Raw genomic sequence first — 16,680 nt, 5'->3', positions numbered from 1 at the left:
AATGGAAACGAGCTTGTCTTATTTTTTGGAAGGTGTTAATACTGGAAGTTGGTAATGGTAATTCATTAATTAAATGTACCCTTATGGAAGGTGGTCACCCTGCATAAGGTTACGATTAAAGCCAAATCGTGCCCTTATAGAAGGTGACCTCCCTGCATAAGGTTACGATAAAAGCCGAATCGTGCCCTTATAGAAGGTGACCCCCCTGCATAAGGTTACGATAAAAGCTGAATCGTGCCCTTATAGAAGGTGACCCCCCTGCATAAGGTTACGATTAAAGCCAAATTGTGCCCTTAAAGAAGATGAACCCCCTGCATAAGGTTACGATAAAAGCCGAATCGTGCCCTTATAGAAGGGAACCCCCTGCATAAGGTTACGATTGCAGCAGCCTACTCCTTCTTACATAAATTTATAGGTTTACTTCCGTCCTTTTCTATATATACAAACCACCTGACAATGCTGTCAGGTGGTTTATTCGTTTTTTAATAAATATCGGGAAATTGTTCAAAGCCTGTTCCATCAGCTGAAGCTAAGGAATTATTTCCATCTGCACCCTCATTGATATTTACGCCTGTAATTGTTCCTGTATTAACTTCCATCAGTGCCTTACGGTAAGATATGATCCTTCCGCTCGATGTCTGGAAACTGATGATTTCACCAGCGTTATTTTTATGTATGGCAACCAATTGTTCTTGTTCCAATATAATCTCTCCTTTCACACCTCCTAGTCTTGCACTTTTTCTGTAAAAATAAACTTAAGAGGAATTCCCTTATGCGTAACGAAATAACTATTATAGGAAATAAAAACTAGGCAGGTGAGCTAATGGATACATTTGACTGGAAAATGGAATCTGAAAAACAGTGGGACAGTATGGCCCCCTCGTGGAATTCCAGGAGCAGGGGGATGTGGGAATCTGGAAGCCGAAAGGATATCGTGCCATTCATCAAGCAATTTGTTCCGGAGGGTTCCCTTATTTGTGATTTAGGCTGCGGAGATGGAACAGGTTCGGAAAAGTTGGCGGAAGCAGGCTATAATGTGACCGGAATTGACGTGTCTGAGGAGATGCTTGAAAGAGCCAGGCTGAATCCAAGGAATGAGCACTGTTTTTTCAACAAGGGAAGTCTATCGGATTGCGGAAGCCCTGATAACTATTTCGATGCGGTTATGGCGATTAATTCAATAGAATGGACGAGCCTTCCGTATGAGTCTATAAAAGAAATGGGACGCATCCTCAAACCGAATGGATATGCCTGCATAGGCATACTCGGTCCAACTGCAGGCCCAAGGACAAATAGCTTCAGAAGATTGTATGGAGAAGAGGTAATCTGCAACACAATCATGCCATGGGAGCTGGAAAAGCTGGCTCTGGAAAATGGCTGGAGAAAAGCAGGTGAGTTCGGAGTATTTAAAAAAGCGGCAGAGCAGGTGCCGCATGGTTCATTGCCAGCAGAACTGCAGCAAGCACTATCATTTATGTGGGTTTTCATGTTCCAGGTTTTAAAATAAGGAGGCAGTATAATGAGTCGGTATTCAATTGAGGAGTTTGTGAACAACACAAAGCAGCAGGATAAAGGGGAAGGGCTATTTGAGCTGGAAACACCGAGAATGCTGGAAATCAATTTGAATGGCCGGGTATGGTCGAAAGCAGGAGCGATGGTTTCCTATCGCGGCCAGATCAAGTTTGAGCGCGAGGGAGTGCTTGAACATGGGATCGGCAAGATGTTCAAAAAGGCGTTAACGGGGGAAGGTGCTTCACTAATGAAGGCAAATGGAAATGGAAAGCTTTATCTTGCTGATCAGGGAAAGAAAATATCAATCTTGCATTTGCAAAACGAAGCCATTTTCGTAAACGGCAATGACCTGTTGGCATTCGAGCCTTCCATTAGCTGGGATATCAAGTTGATGCGCCGGGTCGCCGGAATGCTGTCCGGCGGATTGTTCAATGTCCGCCTCGAGGGTACGGGCATGGTAGCGATCACATCCCATTATGAACCGCTGACCCTGCTTGTCAGCCCGGATAATCCGGTTTATACAGACCCGAATGCAACAGTAGCCTGGTCTGGAAATCTCCAGCCGGAATTCGTAACAGATATTTCGTTCAAAACGTTCCTTGGCCGTGGAAGCGGCGAATCCATTCAGATGAAATTCAGTGGAGAAGGCTTCGTTGTCGTCCAGCCTTTTGAAGAAGTTTATTACGCTCCGCAAAGTTAATAGAAGAGCCGGAAATAGATCCGAAATGAAGAAAGGCATCGACTCCGTCGATGCCTTTTCTTAATCCCATTCATATGGTGTAGCCTGGTATACATAATAGTTCAGCCAATTGGAGAAGAACAAATGGGCATGTGACCTCCAGCGGTTGACCGGTTTGTTTTCAGGATTATCATTAGGGAAATAATTCTCAGGCACTTCGATTTCAATCCCTTTTTCCTTATCTCTTAAGTATTCTTCTGCGAGTGTTGCAGCTTCGTATTCAAGGTGGCCGGTAATCATGATTTTCCTGCTGTCTCTGCTGGAAATAATCAGAGCGCCGGCTTCTTCTGATGAAGCCAGCAGCTTCAAATCAGGATGATCTTGCAATGATTCTTCAGAGATATCCGTATTTCTCGAATGCGGAGCAATAAATTCATCGTCGAATCCTCTTAAGATTTTTTCGGTATGGTCAAGAACTCTATGGTTGAACACGCCTGAGCACTTTCTCTGCAGGGCATACTTTTTGATGCCAAAATGATGGTATAAAGCAGCCTGTGCTCCCCAGCATATATGCAAAGTGGAAGTGACGTTCTGCTCTGTCCAGTTGAGGATGTCCTTCAGTTCGTCCCAGTAATGTACTTCCTCAAATTCCATCAGCTCGATTGGTGCACCGGTGATGATCATGCCGTCATATTTCTTTTCTTTTACTTCGGTAAAGGTTTGGTAAAACTCTTCCAGATGATATTGTGATGTATTTTTTGAATCGTATGTAGCGGTTTTTAAAAATGTTATGTTCACCTGGAGTGGTGTATTTCCAAGCAGTCTCAGCAGCTGTCTCTCTGTTTTTTCTTTTTCGGGCATGAGATTCAGGATCAATATATTCAACGGCCGGATATCCTGTTTTGCAGCTCGGCTGTCGTCCATGATAAATATATTTTCTTTTTCCAGTATTTCTTTCGCTGGCAAGTGCAGCGGGATTTTTATTGGCAAAGTATAACCTCCCCTTTGGTAAATGCTGTTTTTCGCAATCGTACATGTTCTAATAACCGTATTAGTAAAGGTATCGGGGCTCTTTTCATGGAGACTTCTGTATAATGATTGCATCTATACTCACAAAAACCCATGTGGCGGTTTTTACTTTTGTTTGAAAAAGTAACAAAGTTTTTGAAAAGAGCCTTAGTAAACTAAAATCAATAATTTTTATTATAGTCTGAATTCTTTCGTGGAGCAATTGGCTAAAGAGGAAATTTTATGACAAATAAATATTTTTTGTCTGATAGTATTTCTCTGATGGTAAAATATAAGTTGGTAAGCATATAGAGAATATCTGGGGGGAATGGAAATGGAAACAAATATTCAAGTTAAGTCAGATATTGAAATTGCTCGTGATAGTAAAATGAAACCGATTGTTGATATTGCAGCGAACATTGGCCTGGACGCCGATGATATTGAGCTGTTCGGAAAGTATAAGGCGAAGCTTTCGTCAGAAGCTTTAGCTAAATTAAAAACAAAAGAAAGCGGCAAGGTCGTACTTGTTACTGCGATCAATCCTACTCCTGCAGGGGAAGGGAAATCAACTGTTACAGTCGGACTTGCAGATGCGTTGAACAAGCTTGGTAAAAAAACAATGATTGCTATGCGTGAGCCTTCTTTGGGACCTACTATGGGAATCAAAGGCGGTGCAACAGGCGGAGGTTTCGCACAGGTGCTTCCGATGGAGGATATCAATCTTCACTTCACGGGTGACCTGCATGCGATTACAACAGCGAATAATGCGCTGGCTGCATTGATTGATAACCATATGCAGCAGGGAAACAACCTTAATATTGATCAGCGCAGGATAGTTTGGAAGCGGGCTCTCGACTTGAATGATCGTGCATTGAGGAAGGTTATCGTCGGACTTGGCGGGCCAATGCAGGGAGTTCCTCGTGAAGACGGCTTCGATATTACGGTTGCTTCTGAAATCATGGCTGTCCTTTGCCTTGCAAGTGACCTGAAGGATTTGAAACTGCGTCTTTCAAAAATGGTTGTTGCTTATAATTATGACAAGCAGCCTGTCACTGTGGGTGATCTAGGAGTAGAAGGGGCTTTGACGCTTTTATTGAAGGAAGCAGTCAAGCCAAATCTTGTCCAGACGATTGAACATACTCCGGCATTGATCCATGGTGGTCCATTTGCGAATATCGCACACGGGTGCAATAGTGTCATCGCCACCGAGGCTGCATCCAAGCTTGCTGATTTCGTCGTTACGGAAGCAGGGTTCGGTGCCGATCTTGGAGCAGAGAAATTCTTGAATATTAAAGCAAGAACAGCAGGAATTGATCCGTCAGCTGTTGTTATTGTAGCGACTATACGCGCACTGAAGATGCATGGCGGAATGAAGAAAACGGAATTGGTCAGAGAAGACGTGAAAGCATTAAGGGATGGATTCACGAACCTTAAAAAGCATATTGAGACGATTTCAAGCTTTGGTTTGCCATATGTTGTTGCAATCAATCGATTCATTACAGATACGGAACTAGAAACAAATACATTGAGAGAGCTGTGCGAGAATGCTGGGATCCCGGTTGCCTTGACGGAAGTTTGGGAAAAGGGCGGCGCCGGCGGAGTGGAGCTTGCGGAGAAGCTTCTTGATGTAATTGAAAAAAGCGAAAACACATTTGCCCACCTTTATGACTTGTCCGATTCACTCGAGGATAAAATCAATACGATTGCCCGTCAGGTTTATGGTGCGGATGGAGTCGAATTTTCGCCGAAAGCCAAGAAGCAGCTTGTTGACTTTGAAGGTTTTGGCTGGGGTGTGCTGCCTGTCTGCATGGCTAAAACACAATATTCATTGTCTGATGATCCGCAAAAACTTGGAAGGCCATCAGGCTTCACTATTACAGTCAGGGAACTTAAGCCGTCAGTTGGAGCGGGATTCATCGTCGCATTGACAGGCGAAGTCATGACAATGCCTGGCTTGCCAAAGCTTCCGGCAGCATTGAATATGGATGTCGATGAAGAGGGCAACGCTGTTGGATTGTTCTAAGTAAAAGAAAACATTTTGGTCAGTCCTGGCAGTCATAGTGTCGACGTGTGATTGTTTTTTCTATCTTGCGTCTGACATAATGCTGTACATTGGACTGGCCATTTTTTATTTTTGTAAAGGGCAGAATTATGATTGGTAAAAGGAGTGGAAGCTTTGTTTGACCCGACAGCTTTTGAAAACATCAAAGTCGTCATTGAAGGCGATATATATGACAGGGATTTGAGCGGGGAAATTATTGTCATTGACCGCAATGACTGGATCAATGCCGCCAAGTTGTCGCGTAAATACGAAATTTCATTCGCAAAAAAAGGATATGAACAGGGGCTCTTGTCGGCAAACATGACCATCGAGGCCGGGTTGGAGAACCTCTCTGCTGAACTATTGCAAAACGAGAATGCCAAACAGCTTGCAGGTTGTATAGTAGGTATTTCATTCACGCTTTTACATAGAAACGAAATGAATGTTTTTAATGAAGTTCAGAAAGCACTGGTGGGGATTTGGGGAAGGGACCGGGCGATTGTGCAGACCGCCATGATCGACCCTTTGGAAAAGAAATCACTCATTCAAAGTCAGGTGAAGGTTTCCTTTAATCGCCTTGTTTTCGAAGAACAGATCGACGACTTGTCAGAAATGGTCGATTATATGATAACTTCACTGGAAAAATTAAAAAAAATTATTGATTGAATAATAATTCCTGTCTTTAAGGCAGGAATTTCTGTGTTGTTTTCAGAATAATCTATTAACAAAGGGGTTCTCTATAATTCTGCTATTGCTGGAAGCACCCATTGTTAGGACAAGCATATCAGCCCTTTTAAGGTTAGGATTCTCTGTACGATTGATACAGGGGAATGGGTTGGCATCTGCAAACCATCATACTATTAAAATGGAAAAATGAAATAGGGGGAGTTTATTTGAAAAAAATCGCCTGGGTTACTGACAGTACAGCCTACCTGGATGAGGAGTTGAAAAATCATCCTGATGTATATCAAGTACCGATGACTATTGTATTGGATGATGTTGAGTATCTTGATGGAAAAGATCTGACTGCAGAAGAACTATATAAAAAATTAAAGACCGTGAAAACGGCGCCGAAAACCTCGCAGCCGCCTGTTGGTGTCTTTATGGAACTATATGAGAAGCTTGAGAAAGACTATGATCTCGTCTTTTCTGTCCTGATCTCATCCAAGCTGAGCGGGACAGTCGCCTCAAGTTTACAGGCTGCCCAAGCCGTCAATATTCCTGTCATAACCTTTGATTCTAAAGTTCTCACATATCCATTAACAGCCCAATTGAAAAAAGGAATTGCGTTGGCTGAACAGGGGGCAACAATCGAGGAAATCAAAGAGAAGCTGGAAACCATTCGGGAGTCCAATGAAACCTATGTGATGATAGGAAGCCTGGAACAGCTTCACCGAAGCGGCCGTATGTCGGGGATGCAATTTTATCTTGGAAGCATGCTGAATATCAAACCAATCATCAGTATTGAAGATGGCGCATTGAATACCAAGGAAAAGGTCCGCAGCGATAAAAAGGCACGCGAGAAAATATTTGATTATTTGACCCAGTCTAACGAGAAATACGGAATTAAGGAAGTGTACATTCTCTATGGCCTTCATAAGGAGGTTGCTGATGAATGGCAAAGAGAGCTGGAGGCAATATTTCCTGAGATCACTTTCCTCAGCTGTCCGATTGGAGCCGTGATCGGCGTCCATGCAGGTGAACATACAATCGGAATCAGCTGGAATAACGCAGATGCATAAGGTGCCAAATTGGCACTTTTTTTATTACTTAAACAACTACTCCGATGCAATCAAAACAGGGTAGGAAGGCTCTATCTGAAAAAACATAGGCGGAAACGGGAAGATATCCTAAAAATGTTTCTAAAGGTCAACGGGGGACAATAAAAGGACTAACATTCCAACCAAGAAAGATTTGTCGAATTCAATATTTCAATTCCCAATTAACCCAGCCGCCATAAACCAATTTCTATGGTAAAATAAGTTCGGTAGGAAAGTAGGTGCAGGATATGAGAGGTAAATTAGCAATGGCAGTGGAGTTTGTCAAAGCTGAACTTGGCAAGGATTCTTCCGGGCATGATTGGCACCATATTGACAGGGTCAGGAAGAATGCCCGACTTATATGGAGCAAAGAACAGCAGGGTGACTGGTTCATCATAGAAATGGCCGCCTTGCTCCACGACATTCCAGATGATAAATTGAATGAATCAGAAGAAGCCGGATGGATGAAACTTGATTCATTTTTACAAAGCATACAATTAGATAGTGAAACCTCATCAAGAATAAAGAGTTGTATTGAAACAGTTTCCTATAAAGGCGGCAGGGTGATCGAGCTTAATAGTATTGAAGCGAAGATTGTCCAGGATGCCGACCGCCTCGATGCCCTTGGTGCGATCGGGATTGCAAGGACATTTGCCTTTGGCGGTAAAAAAGGCCACCCGATCTACGAGCCTGACCTGGATGTCAGGGGGGAAATGACGTTTGAGGAATACAGGAATGGCACCAGTTCTTCGGTCAATCATTTTTATGAGAAGCTTTTAAAGCTTAAAGATAAAATGAATACTGTTCATGCGAAACAACTTGCAGAGGAAAGACATAGTTTCATGGAAACTTTCCTTGAACAATTTTATAGTGAATGGAATGGTAAGGCATGAAAATGATCACGATTGAAAACGTGACAAAAACATACGGAGAAAAAGAGCTTTTCAATGGGATTTCATTTACGATTGGCGAGCGTGAAAGAGTTGGTCTGATTGGTGTGAATGGAACAGGCAAGTCTTCTTTACTCCGGATTGTGGCTGGGATCGACCAGCCGGATTCTGGAGATTTAATCTTTGCAAAAGACTATAAAATCTCATTTTTATCCCAACAGCCTGAAATGGAACATGATAAAACAGTACTTGATCAGGTTTTCAGCGGGGAGGCGCCAATCCTGAAGCTGATGAGGGACTATGAGATTATTTTATCTGAATTAAGCAGAAAACCTGATGATTCAGGGCTTCAGGAAAGATTTTATGAGTTGCAGCGGAGAATGGATAGTTCAGATGGCTGGGATGCCAATACTGCCGCAAAATCCATTCTCATGCAGCTTGGGATTTCTGACTTCACCAAAAAAATGGGGGAGCTTTCAGGTGGGCAGAAGAAGCGTGTCGCACTCGCTCAGGTTTTGATTGAAGCTCCAGACTTGCTGATTCTGGATGAGCCGACAAACCATCTTGATTACGAGACGGTAAAATGGCTTGAAGACTATCTTTCCAGATACTCGGGATCGCTTCTGCTCGTCACCCATGATCGCTATTTCCTTGATAGAGTCACGAATAGGATTTTTGAACTTGACGGAGGGAATCTGTACAGCTATAAAGGCAACTATGCCAGCTTCCTCGAAGCCAAGGCGATCCGCGAGGAAAACGAAGCGGCAACACTTGAAAAGAAGAAGAACTTGTTTAGACAGGAACTCGAGTGGATCAGGCGCGGAGCAAAGGCGAGGACAACTAAACAGAAGGCCCGCATACAGCGCTTTGACAAACTGGATGATGAAGTCTCTAATGTTAAGTCCTCAGAGAAACTCGATATCTCTTTAAGTGGCAGCAGGCTGGGCAAACAGGTGCTTGAACTGAAGGATGCAACCAAAAAATATGAAGACAAAGTAATACTCGACAACTTCAATCTGCTTGTGAAACCTGGAGACAGACTGGGAATCATCGGCCGGAACGGGACAGGCAAATCAACTTTGCTGAATATACTCGCAGGCAGGATCAAGCTTGATGATGGTGAAATCATTACCGGACAAACCGTAAAGATCGCTTACTATACTCAAGAAAATGAAGATTTGGACGAAAATAAGCGGGTAATAGAATACCTGAAAGAGACCGCGGATATAGTCCATACGACTGACGGCAAGACCATTTCCGCTGCACAAATGCTAGAGAGATTCCTGTTTCCGCCTTATGCACATGGAACTCCTATCAGAAAGCTTTCCGGTGGCGAAAAACGCAGACTATACTTGTTAAAACTGTTAATGGAAGAACCAAATGTCCTGCTCCTTGATGAGCCGACAAATGATTTGGATACACAGACATTAACAGTACTGGAAGATTATCTGGAAGAATTCCCGGGTGTCGTCATTACGGTATCCCATGATCGTTATTTCCTTGATAAGGTCGTAGATTTGCTGCTTGTACTGGAAGGAAATGGGCAGACAGATCTGCATTACGGCAACTACTCCGAATACCTTGAAAAGAAACCGAAACCAGAAGCAGCTACGTCGGTACCGAAGAAGGAACGAGTAGACCAGACAGAAAAGCCAAAGAAAAAGAAACTATCCTTCAAAGAGCAAAAAGAATGGGCAGAAATTGAGGATAATATTGCAGGTACAGAAACGCGCCTTGAAGAGGTCCAGGCAGAAATGGCCAATATCGGGAGTGATTTTGAAAAGGGCCAGGCCCTGGTAAATGAAGAGAAAGAATTGAATGAGCAATTAGAGTATCTAATTGAAAGATGGAGCTATTTATCCGAGCTCGCAGAAAACGAATAAGGCCCGGGAAACCAGGTCTTATTTTTTCTGTCTTAAACTTATATGAAGTCATAGCACCATCAGACAGGTTCAGCGGGAAAAGAGGAAAAGCTGTCACAAGTCAAAGCAACTTCGGACAGGTTCAGAAAAAAAGGTAAAGCTGTCTGAACCAAGGACGGCTTAGGTCAGAGGGGCTCCGAAATGCTATCTATCCTTCATTATGTTAAAATGGCTTCATCCTGAAGGATGTTGTCGCATTGATTGTTGCTTTTCGTACATGTTTTAAAACACATTAAAAAGGTGTCGGGGCTCTTTTCGAGGAGATTGCTGGATGAAGATTGCTTTAGTTCTCGTAAAAACCCAGGTGCCGGTTTTTACTTTTGGTTAAGAAAGCAACAAAGTTTGCGAAAAGAGCCTTCCTGAAAAATATAAAGGGGTGGGAATGTGAAAATTGTATCAATAGAACCAACGCCGAGCCCGAATACGATGAAGATCAATCTGGATGAAGAACTTCCTATGGGCAAGAGCACTAACTATAAAAAGGATTCAGCGGCCGGGGCACCGGAAGTCGTATTGAACATATTGGATATTGAAGGGGTAAAAGGGGTTTATCATGTTGCAGATTTCCTGGCAGTCGAAAGAAATGCCAAGTATGACTGGAAGGTGATTCTTCCTGAGGTCAGGAAAGCGTTCGGAGAAGATGCAGAGGAATCAGGGGACGATGAACCTGAAATCAATGAGCATTTTGGGGAAGTAAAAGTCCTTGTGCAAGTATATAAGGGGATTCCCATGCAGGTGAAGCTTACTGACGGCACTGAAGAGAAGCGGTATGGACTGCCAGAAACTTTCGTGAAAAAAGTAGGGGAGGTACAATCTCCGGAGGATAACGTTGTCATGGTCCGCAGGTGGAAAGAACTCGGAGTACGGTACGGGGAATTCGATCAGGTAGGAAATGATGTTGTGGAAGAGCTTTTAGCGGCATATCCTCCTGAGAGGCTGGAGGAGCTTGTAAAGCTGGCTAAAAATCCCGGTCAGGAAGCTCAGTTAAGAGCGGCAAAGAAAAAAATCAGGATAACAGAAGCGGATTTGGAAAATCAGGATTGGCGGATAAGATACCAGCTTCTTGAGCAAATGGAAGATCCGACAATAGACGATCTGCCGGTGCTTGAAAAAGCTTTACAGGATGATAAAGCATCCATACGCCGGTTGGCCACCGTATACTTAGGAATGATTGAGGACAAAAAGGTGCTGCCTTTGCTGTACAAAGCCTTAAACGACAAAACCGTTACCGTTCGCAGGACAGCGGGTGACTGCTTATCAGACCTTGGTTTCACGGAAGCGATGGACGAAATGATGGAAGCACTCAAGGACCCAAGTAAGCTTGTCCGCTGGCGAGCAGCGATGTTCCTTTATGAAGTTGGAAATGAAAGCGCATTGCCATCTTTAAAAGGTGCTGAAGATGACCCGGAATTTGAAGTAAGCATGCAGGTGAAACTGGCAATTGCCCGTATCGAGCTTGGCGAGGAAGCAAAAGGCTCAGTCTGGAAACAGATGACGGAAGCCAGGAAACAATAAAAGATTATCAAGACACCCGGGATGTTCATCTTTATGTCCGGGGTGTCTTTTTTCTATGGAAAAATGAATTTCACTCTGTAATGAGAAAATGTATCCGCTTACTTATTTTTAATAATTAAAATATTTAGATTATTATTGCAAATGTTCCGAAAAAGCGGTATCGTAGTGAATAAAAAATTGGGAGGGACATACTTTGAAAAAAGATTTAAGAATAAAGAGCCATGTGTTTAGTGATGATGCCAGAAAGGCGCCGAACAGGGCCATGCTTCGGGCGGTAGGATTCGGTGACGAGGATTTCAAGAAGCCGATGATCGGAATAGCGAGTACCTGGAGCGAGGTTACTCCTTGTAATATACATATTGATAAGCTGGCTGTGAAAGCAAAAGAGGGTGCAAGGGCGGCAGGTGGGGCGCCGCTGATTTTCAACACGATCACTGTATCAGATGGAATATCAATGGGGACAGACGGCATGCGCTATTCGCTCCCAAGTCGTGACTTAATTGCTGACTCGATTGAAACAGTGGTCCAGGGAGAGAGCCTGGATGGTTTCGTCGCAATAGGCGGCTGTGATAAAAATATGCCTGGCTGCATGATGGCTATTGCCAGAATGGACCTTCCTTCTGTTTTTGTTTATGGAGGCACGATCAAGCCAGGCAAGCTTGATGATCGGGACATTGACATAGTGTCTGCATTCGAAGGTGTTGGCCAATATAACAAGGGTGCGATCGGTGAAGAACAACTTCATAAGATTGAATGTCAAGCTTGCCCGGGATCGGGTTCATGTGGAGGGATGTACACAGCGAATACAATGGCCAGCGCAATCGAGGCCCTTGGGATGAGCCTGCCGGGAAGTTCATCACATCCGGCGGAAACGGATGAAAAGCGTGAAGATTGCTATAAAGCAGGAGAAGTAGTCTATCAGATGCTGGAGCAGGATATTCGCCCAAGACAGATACTAACGAAGGAAGCCTTTGAGAATGCTATTACAGTCGTAATGGCTCTCGGGGGATCTACAAATGCCGTTCTTCATTTAATGGCAATAGCACATGCTGCTGAAGTCGACCTGACGCTGGATGATTTCAACAGGATCCAGGCAAGAGTCCCCCATCTTGCTGACTTAAAGCCAAGCGGCAAATATGTCATGCAGGACCTTTTTGAAGCTGGCGGGGTTCCGGCAGTCATGAAACTCCTTTTAGAAGAGGGGATGCTGCACGGTGAATGCCTCACAGTTACGGGAAAAACACTTGAAGAGAATCTTAAGGATTTTCCAGACTTAAAACCTGGCCAAAAAGTTATCCGGCCTGCAGCTCAGCCATTTAGAAAGGACGGCCCACTCATTGTTTTAAAAGGAAATCTTGCACCAGACGGCGCAGTAGCGAAAGTATCCGGCTTGAAGGTGAAGGCCATGACGGGTCCGGCCAAGGTTTTTGATGATGAGGAGTCTGCATCCAAAGCCGTGATGTCTGATGAAATTGTCGCTGGAGACGTATTGGTCATTCGTTATGAGGGACCAAAAGGAGGCCCGGGCATGCCTGAGATGCTGAGCTTATCAGCGATACTTGTAGGAAAAGGCCTTGGAGAAAGTGTTGCATTGCTGACAGATGGAAGATTCTCGGGAGGAAGTCATGGACTGGTCATTGGCCATATTGCCCCTGAAGCACAGGTTGGCGGTCCGATTGCATTGATAAAAGATGGGGACATGATAACTGTTGATAGTGAACAAAGGCTGATCTCAGTTGCGTTGAACGAAGAAGAGCTGGCTGCCCGCGGGCAAACCTGGACACCGCCATCACTTCCTTCCAGAGGGGCACTTGCTAAATACGCCAGACTTGTATCTTGTTCCTCCAAAGGAGCTGTAACGGATCATTTTGAAGGAAAGACAGCTCAAAAGCCCGTACATTCCTAGTGTGAGACGTTCTTTTATTGCGTTTGGTATAAATAATATAGTATGCTAACACTGCAAACTATTGTTTGGGAGGGATTTATTTATGTCAATGGCATATGAAGAATATATGAGACAAATGGTAAAGCCGATGCGTGAAGAATTGACACGTGCGGATTTCAAAGAACTGCTTACCGCGGCTGAAGTCGAAGAATTCATGGAAAATGCAGAGGGAACAACACTTGTCGTAGTCAACTCTGTCTGTGGCTGTGCTGCCGGCCTGGCTCGTCCGTCAGCAACTCAAGCAATCTTGCGAAGCGGGAAGAAACCTGATCATCTTGTGACTGTTTTTGCTGGCCAGGACAAAGAAGCAACTGCCAAAATGCGTGAGTACTTCACAGGTCTTGAGCCATCTTCACCATCAATGGCATTGTTAAAAGGAAAAGAAGTTGTTCACTTCATTCCTCGCCATGATATCGAAGGTCAGCCGATGGAAGCAATCATGGATAACTTAACTTCTGCTTTTGATTCCCATTGCTAGGATGTGTTTATTTTCAAAAGCAGGACAATATTAAGTGAGCATACCAAACTGTATTGCTTAAAGTATTCGAAAAGGATGTCTATTGACGTCCTTTTTGTTTGTATGCAGATAGGTGTCAGGGGGTTTAGGGCATGTTTGTGACAACAGCAGGCAGGACAAATGAGAGTATGACCGCAAAAGCTAGAGCCATAGCCCTGGAGCTTAATGTGGATTTCATACCCAGGAAAAAAAGGTCAGTGTCAGGTATCCAGGAAATCGTGAAGGATGATTGCCTGGTAGTTGGCAAAGACCGTCTTGAACTTTTCCCGCTGGGAGCTGAGGAGCCTTTCTTTTTCCATCCGAATTCCGCTATGTTCCGAATCAAACGGTTAATGAAAGGGGAAAATGATCCTCTCATAGATGCAGCAAAACTGCAGGAAGGGATGAGTTTTCTTGATTGTTCGCTCGGTCTGGCTTCAGATAGTATCGTTGCGAGCTTTGTGGTAGGTGAGTCAGGATCTGTCACAGGTATTGAAGCAAGACAAGAGCTCGCATATTTGGTTAAAACTGGACTCAAAGCATGGGATTCAGGATATGAAGCCATCAATAAGTCGATGGCCAAAATAACAGTCATGCAAGATTATTCACTGGAGTTCCTCAAGTTGCAGGGAGATAAAAGCGTAGATTGTGTATATTTTGACCCAATGTTCGATGAATCGATATTAGAGTCAGATGGAATCAGGGGCCTGACTCACTTCGCTGTATATGATGGACTTACACAAGAAGTTATTGATCATGCGAAACGTGTTGCCAGGAAACGAGTAGTTCTGAAAGACCATTTCCGAAGCGGGCGATTTGATGAGTATGGCTTTAATGTATACAGAAGAAAAACAGCAAAATTCCATTTCGGAGCCATAGAAAAAGAATGAGGAATCACCTCATTCTTTTTGTATGTAACGAATTCTTCCACCCATTATTGAAACAATGAGAAGCCAATATCTCTCCGTGCCAAAAAATAATGCCTTACCTTCCACCGCATTTCAATTACGACTTAATCCGCAATTGCCAAATAGACAAAATAAGCAAGCATCAAAAAGCTGGCTGCTACGACGATCCATGTCATCTCCATATTATTGACCTCCCTTTTTCACTATCAGTAATGAAGCATCTACTATTTCCTTATTACCATTTTTGAAAAATCTGAAACCCTTTGCCCAATTTTACGTATAAACAAGTTATAATATCCTTAAGCAAATTTTATATATTATCACCAATTCAGGTGAATTCAACGCATAATTTTTTTAGACAAATGCTATTTAAAGCTTAATTATTTCTTATTTACATAAGGATGTGATCCACATGCCCGCATGGCTGCTTAAATCGCTCGTTGTCATGATTTCCATTGTCACTTTTGGGATGGTGTCTCCTGCCCAGGTGAATGGGTTCCTGACAACTACAGCTGAAAGATCAGAAAAGTCAACCTCTGCCGAAACAAGTTTCATTGATTCACTTGATGTACCCGAAGATGAGGAAGCGGAGAGGGACCTGTTCATTGACAGAGCAATGAGAGAAGCCGAACAACAATCTTTCCAGAAATTCGGAACAAAAATTGGTCCTGTAATTGAAGATGAATTCAGGCAAAGTATTTTGCCAAACATTGAAATGGCGATTGAAACGGTAGCTTTCCAGTATCCTGGTGAAAAGCTGAATTCTCTCCGTATCACAGAAATGCCTGGCGGCGGTGAGTCGGAGAAGATATTCCATATCACCGGAGACAATGGCAAGGACATTATCCGTTTCCACGTAAGGAGAGACCAGCCGCCGAAGGATGGTTTCTGGTTTAACTTCCATTACCATACTTATCATGATGATTTCCAGACCCATTATGAGCTAGGAAAAATATTTTGGGCGAAGAATACTCCGCCTAAGTGGAAAAGCTGAAGATAAGAATCGAAGGATTCCAAAAGCTGTGTTGATCAATAAAAATGTGAGAATCTCATTTATTTTGGCTGATTTAGGACTTAAATAAAGAAAAACGAAATAAGTTTTTATAGAGGCCCGGCTCATGCTGGGTTTTTCTATACAGCCTAAGAACCAAAAAATGGGAGGAACATCTAGAATGGCAGACATACTGCAAGGGTTTGTTGATACTTATGTCCAGTTTTTTAATTGGGATATGTGGGTCGAGGTTTTAACTGACCCTGTCAGCTGGGGGCTGATCGGGACACTCGTCATCCTTGAAGGGCTTTTATCTGCTGATAACGCCTTAGTGCTGGCTGTGATGGTGAAACATTTGCCAGAGAAACAGAGAAAAAGAGCTTTATTCTATGGACTGCTTGGTGCATATGCGTTCAGGTTCATCGCAATTGGGATAGGTGTATATTTAATCGAGTTCTGGTGGGTTAAAGTGATTGGCGCTGGTTATTTGGCCTGGCTGGCAATCAAATACTTTATCGAAAAGAAAAAAAGTGAGAATCGGGATAGCGGGGAAGTTGCTGGAATCAATCAGAGCGGCCTTCTGATCCGGTTGTTTGGTACATTTTGGGGTACGGTTGCCGCAGTGGAATTAATGGATATTGCATTCTCTGTGGACAGCGTTCTGGCAGCTTTGGGCATCAGTGAGGAAGTGTGGGTATTGCTTCTTGGCGGTATGCTGGGTGTCTTGATGATGAGAGGAGTTGCGGGAGTATTCCTTAGATTGATTGAGCGTATTCCAGAACTGGAGACGACTGCCTACATCCTGATTTTTATCATTTCCGCAAAAATGCTGGCTGGTGTTTTTGGAATCCATATAGAACATGCTTATTTCTTCATCCTGTTGCTGATCACTTTTACAGGAACCTTTGTCGTCCATTTCTTGAACAAGAAAAAAGCTGAAGTAAATGAGCAGCAAAAGAATGTCCAATGATGGAACAAGGAACGGATGCAGGTCTGTTCCTTTTTTTTATTCT

At 43.5% G+C, this 16,680-nt stretch carries 15 protein-coding genes; 13 read left to right on the top strand and 2 right to left on the bottom strand.

All coding sequences use genetic code 11. The features are described 5' to 3' along the window. Positions 1–482: 482 nt before the first annotated feature. Positions 483–701, bottom strand: coding sequence for a DUF3892 domain-containing protein (locus J7E37_RS14340; RefSeq protein ID WP_214736977.1), 219 nt, complete (start codon positions 699–701; stop codon positions 483–485). A gap of 122 nt (positions 702–823) precedes the next feature. Here J7E37_RS14340 and J7E37_RS14335 point away from each other — a divergent pair, with 122 nt between their 5' ends. Continuing rightward, positions 824–1,507 carry a class I SAM-dependent methyltransferase gene (locus J7E37_RS14335; protein WP_215024647.1) on the top strand — a complete coding sequence of 228 codons (684 nt, stop codon included), beginning with the start codon at positions 824–826 and terminating at the stop codon, positions 1,505–1,507. Between the two features lie 12 nt (positions 1,508–1,519). Beyond that, positions 1,520–2,212: an AIM24 family protein gene (locus J7E37_RS14330; RefSeq protein WP_215024644.1), complete on the top strand. Its 693-nt coding sequence runs from the start codon at positions 1,520–1,522 to the stop codon at positions 2,210–2,212. Positions 2,213–2,272: 60 nt separating this feature from the next. On the opposite strand, the gene metA is transcribed toward J7E37_RS14330, so the two are convergent. Then, on the bottom strand, positions 2,273–3,181 hold the full coding sequence (metA, locus tag J7E37_RS14325; RefSeq protein ID WP_215024643.1) for a homoserine O-acetyltransferase MetA: 909 nt from the start codon (positions 3,179–3,181) through the stop codon (positions 2,273–2,275). 352 nt (positions 3,182–3,533) lie between these two features. Between metA and J7E37_RS14320 the strand changes: the two genes are divergently transcribed. The 11 genes from J7E37_RS14320 (at position 3,534) to J7E37_RS14270 (ending at position 16,637) form a co-directional block, all read left to right on the top strand. Next, positions 3,534–5,222, top strand: coding sequence for a formate--tetrahydrofolate ligase (locus J7E37_RS14320; protein WP_215024641.1), 1,689 nt, complete (start codon positions 3,534–3,536; stop codon positions 5,220–5,222). Positions 5,223–5,375: 153 nt separating this feature from the next. Beyond that, entirely contained in the window at positions 5,376–5,906 is a 531-nt protein-coding gene (locus tag J7E37_RS14315; protein WP_215024639.1) for a hypothetical protein, read from the top strand. 227 nt (positions 5,907–6,133) lie between these two features. After that, positions 6,134–6,982 carry a DegV family protein gene (locus tag J7E37_RS14310; RefSeq protein ID WP_215024636.1) on the top strand — a complete coding sequence of 283 codons (849 nt, stop codon included), beginning with the start codon at positions 6,134–6,136 and terminating at the stop codon, positions 6,980–6,982. Positions 6,983–7,248: 266 nt separating this feature from the next. Further along, positions 7,249–7,893, top strand: coding sequence for an HD domain-containing protein (locus tag J7E37_RS14305; protein WP_215024634.1), 645 nt, complete (start codon positions 7,249–7,251; stop codon positions 7,891–7,893). Next, positions 7,890–9,773, top strand: coding sequence for an ABC-F family ATP-binding cassette domain-containing protein (locus J7E37_RS14300; RefSeq protein WP_215024632.1), 1,884 nt, complete (start codon positions 7,890–7,892; stop codon positions 9,771–9,773). The genes J7E37_RS14305 and J7E37_RS14300 overlap by 4 nt, the downstream gene beginning before the upstream one ends. Before the next feature lie 423 nt (positions 9,774–10,196). Further along, the gene (locus tag J7E37_RS14295) at positions 10,197–11,327 is read left to right on the top strand and encodes a conserved virulence factor C family protein (protein ID WP_215024630.1); all 1,131 of its coding nucleotides are present in this window, start codon (positions 10,197–10,199) and stop codon (positions 11,325–11,327) included. A 193-nt stretch (positions 11,328–11,520) separates the two neighbouring features. Then, a complete protein-coding gene (gene ilvD / locus J7E37_RS14290; protein WP_215024628.1) occupies positions 11,521–13,233 on the top strand; it encodes a dihydroxy-acid dehydratase in 1,713 nt (570 codons plus the stop codon). 82 nt (positions 13,234–13,315) lie between these two features. Next, a complete protein-coding gene (locus J7E37_RS14285; RefSeq protein WP_215024626.1) occupies positions 13,316–13,750 on the top strand; it encodes a BrxA/BrxB family bacilliredoxin in 435 nt (144 codons plus the stop codon). Positions 13,751–13,881: 131 nt separating this feature from the next. Further along, a complete protein-coding gene (locus J7E37_RS14280) occupies positions 13,882–14,658 on the top strand; it encodes a class I SAM-dependent methyltransferase (RefSeq protein WP_215024624.1) in 777 nt (258 codons plus the stop codon). 430 nt (positions 14,659–15,088) lie between these two features. Then, a complete protein-coding gene (locus tag J7E37_RS14275; RefSeq protein ID WP_214781094.1) occupies positions 15,089–15,670 on the top strand; it encodes a YpjP family protein in 582 nt (193 codons plus the stop codon). A 178-nt stretch (positions 15,671–15,848) separates the two neighbouring features. After that, entirely contained in the window at positions 15,849–16,637 is a 789-nt protein-coding gene (locus J7E37_RS14270; RefSeq protein WP_215024622.1) for a TerC family protein, read from the top strand. Positions 16,638–16,680 lie beyond the last annotated feature (43 nt).

It is taken from the genome of Bacillus sp. ISL-39, assembly GCF_018613295.1.
GTDB lineage: Bacteria > Bacillota > Bacilli > Bacillales > Cytobacillaceae > Mesobacillus.
Note: the sequence above shows the minus strand (reverse complement) of the source record. Positions and strands in the feature narration are given on the sequence as shown.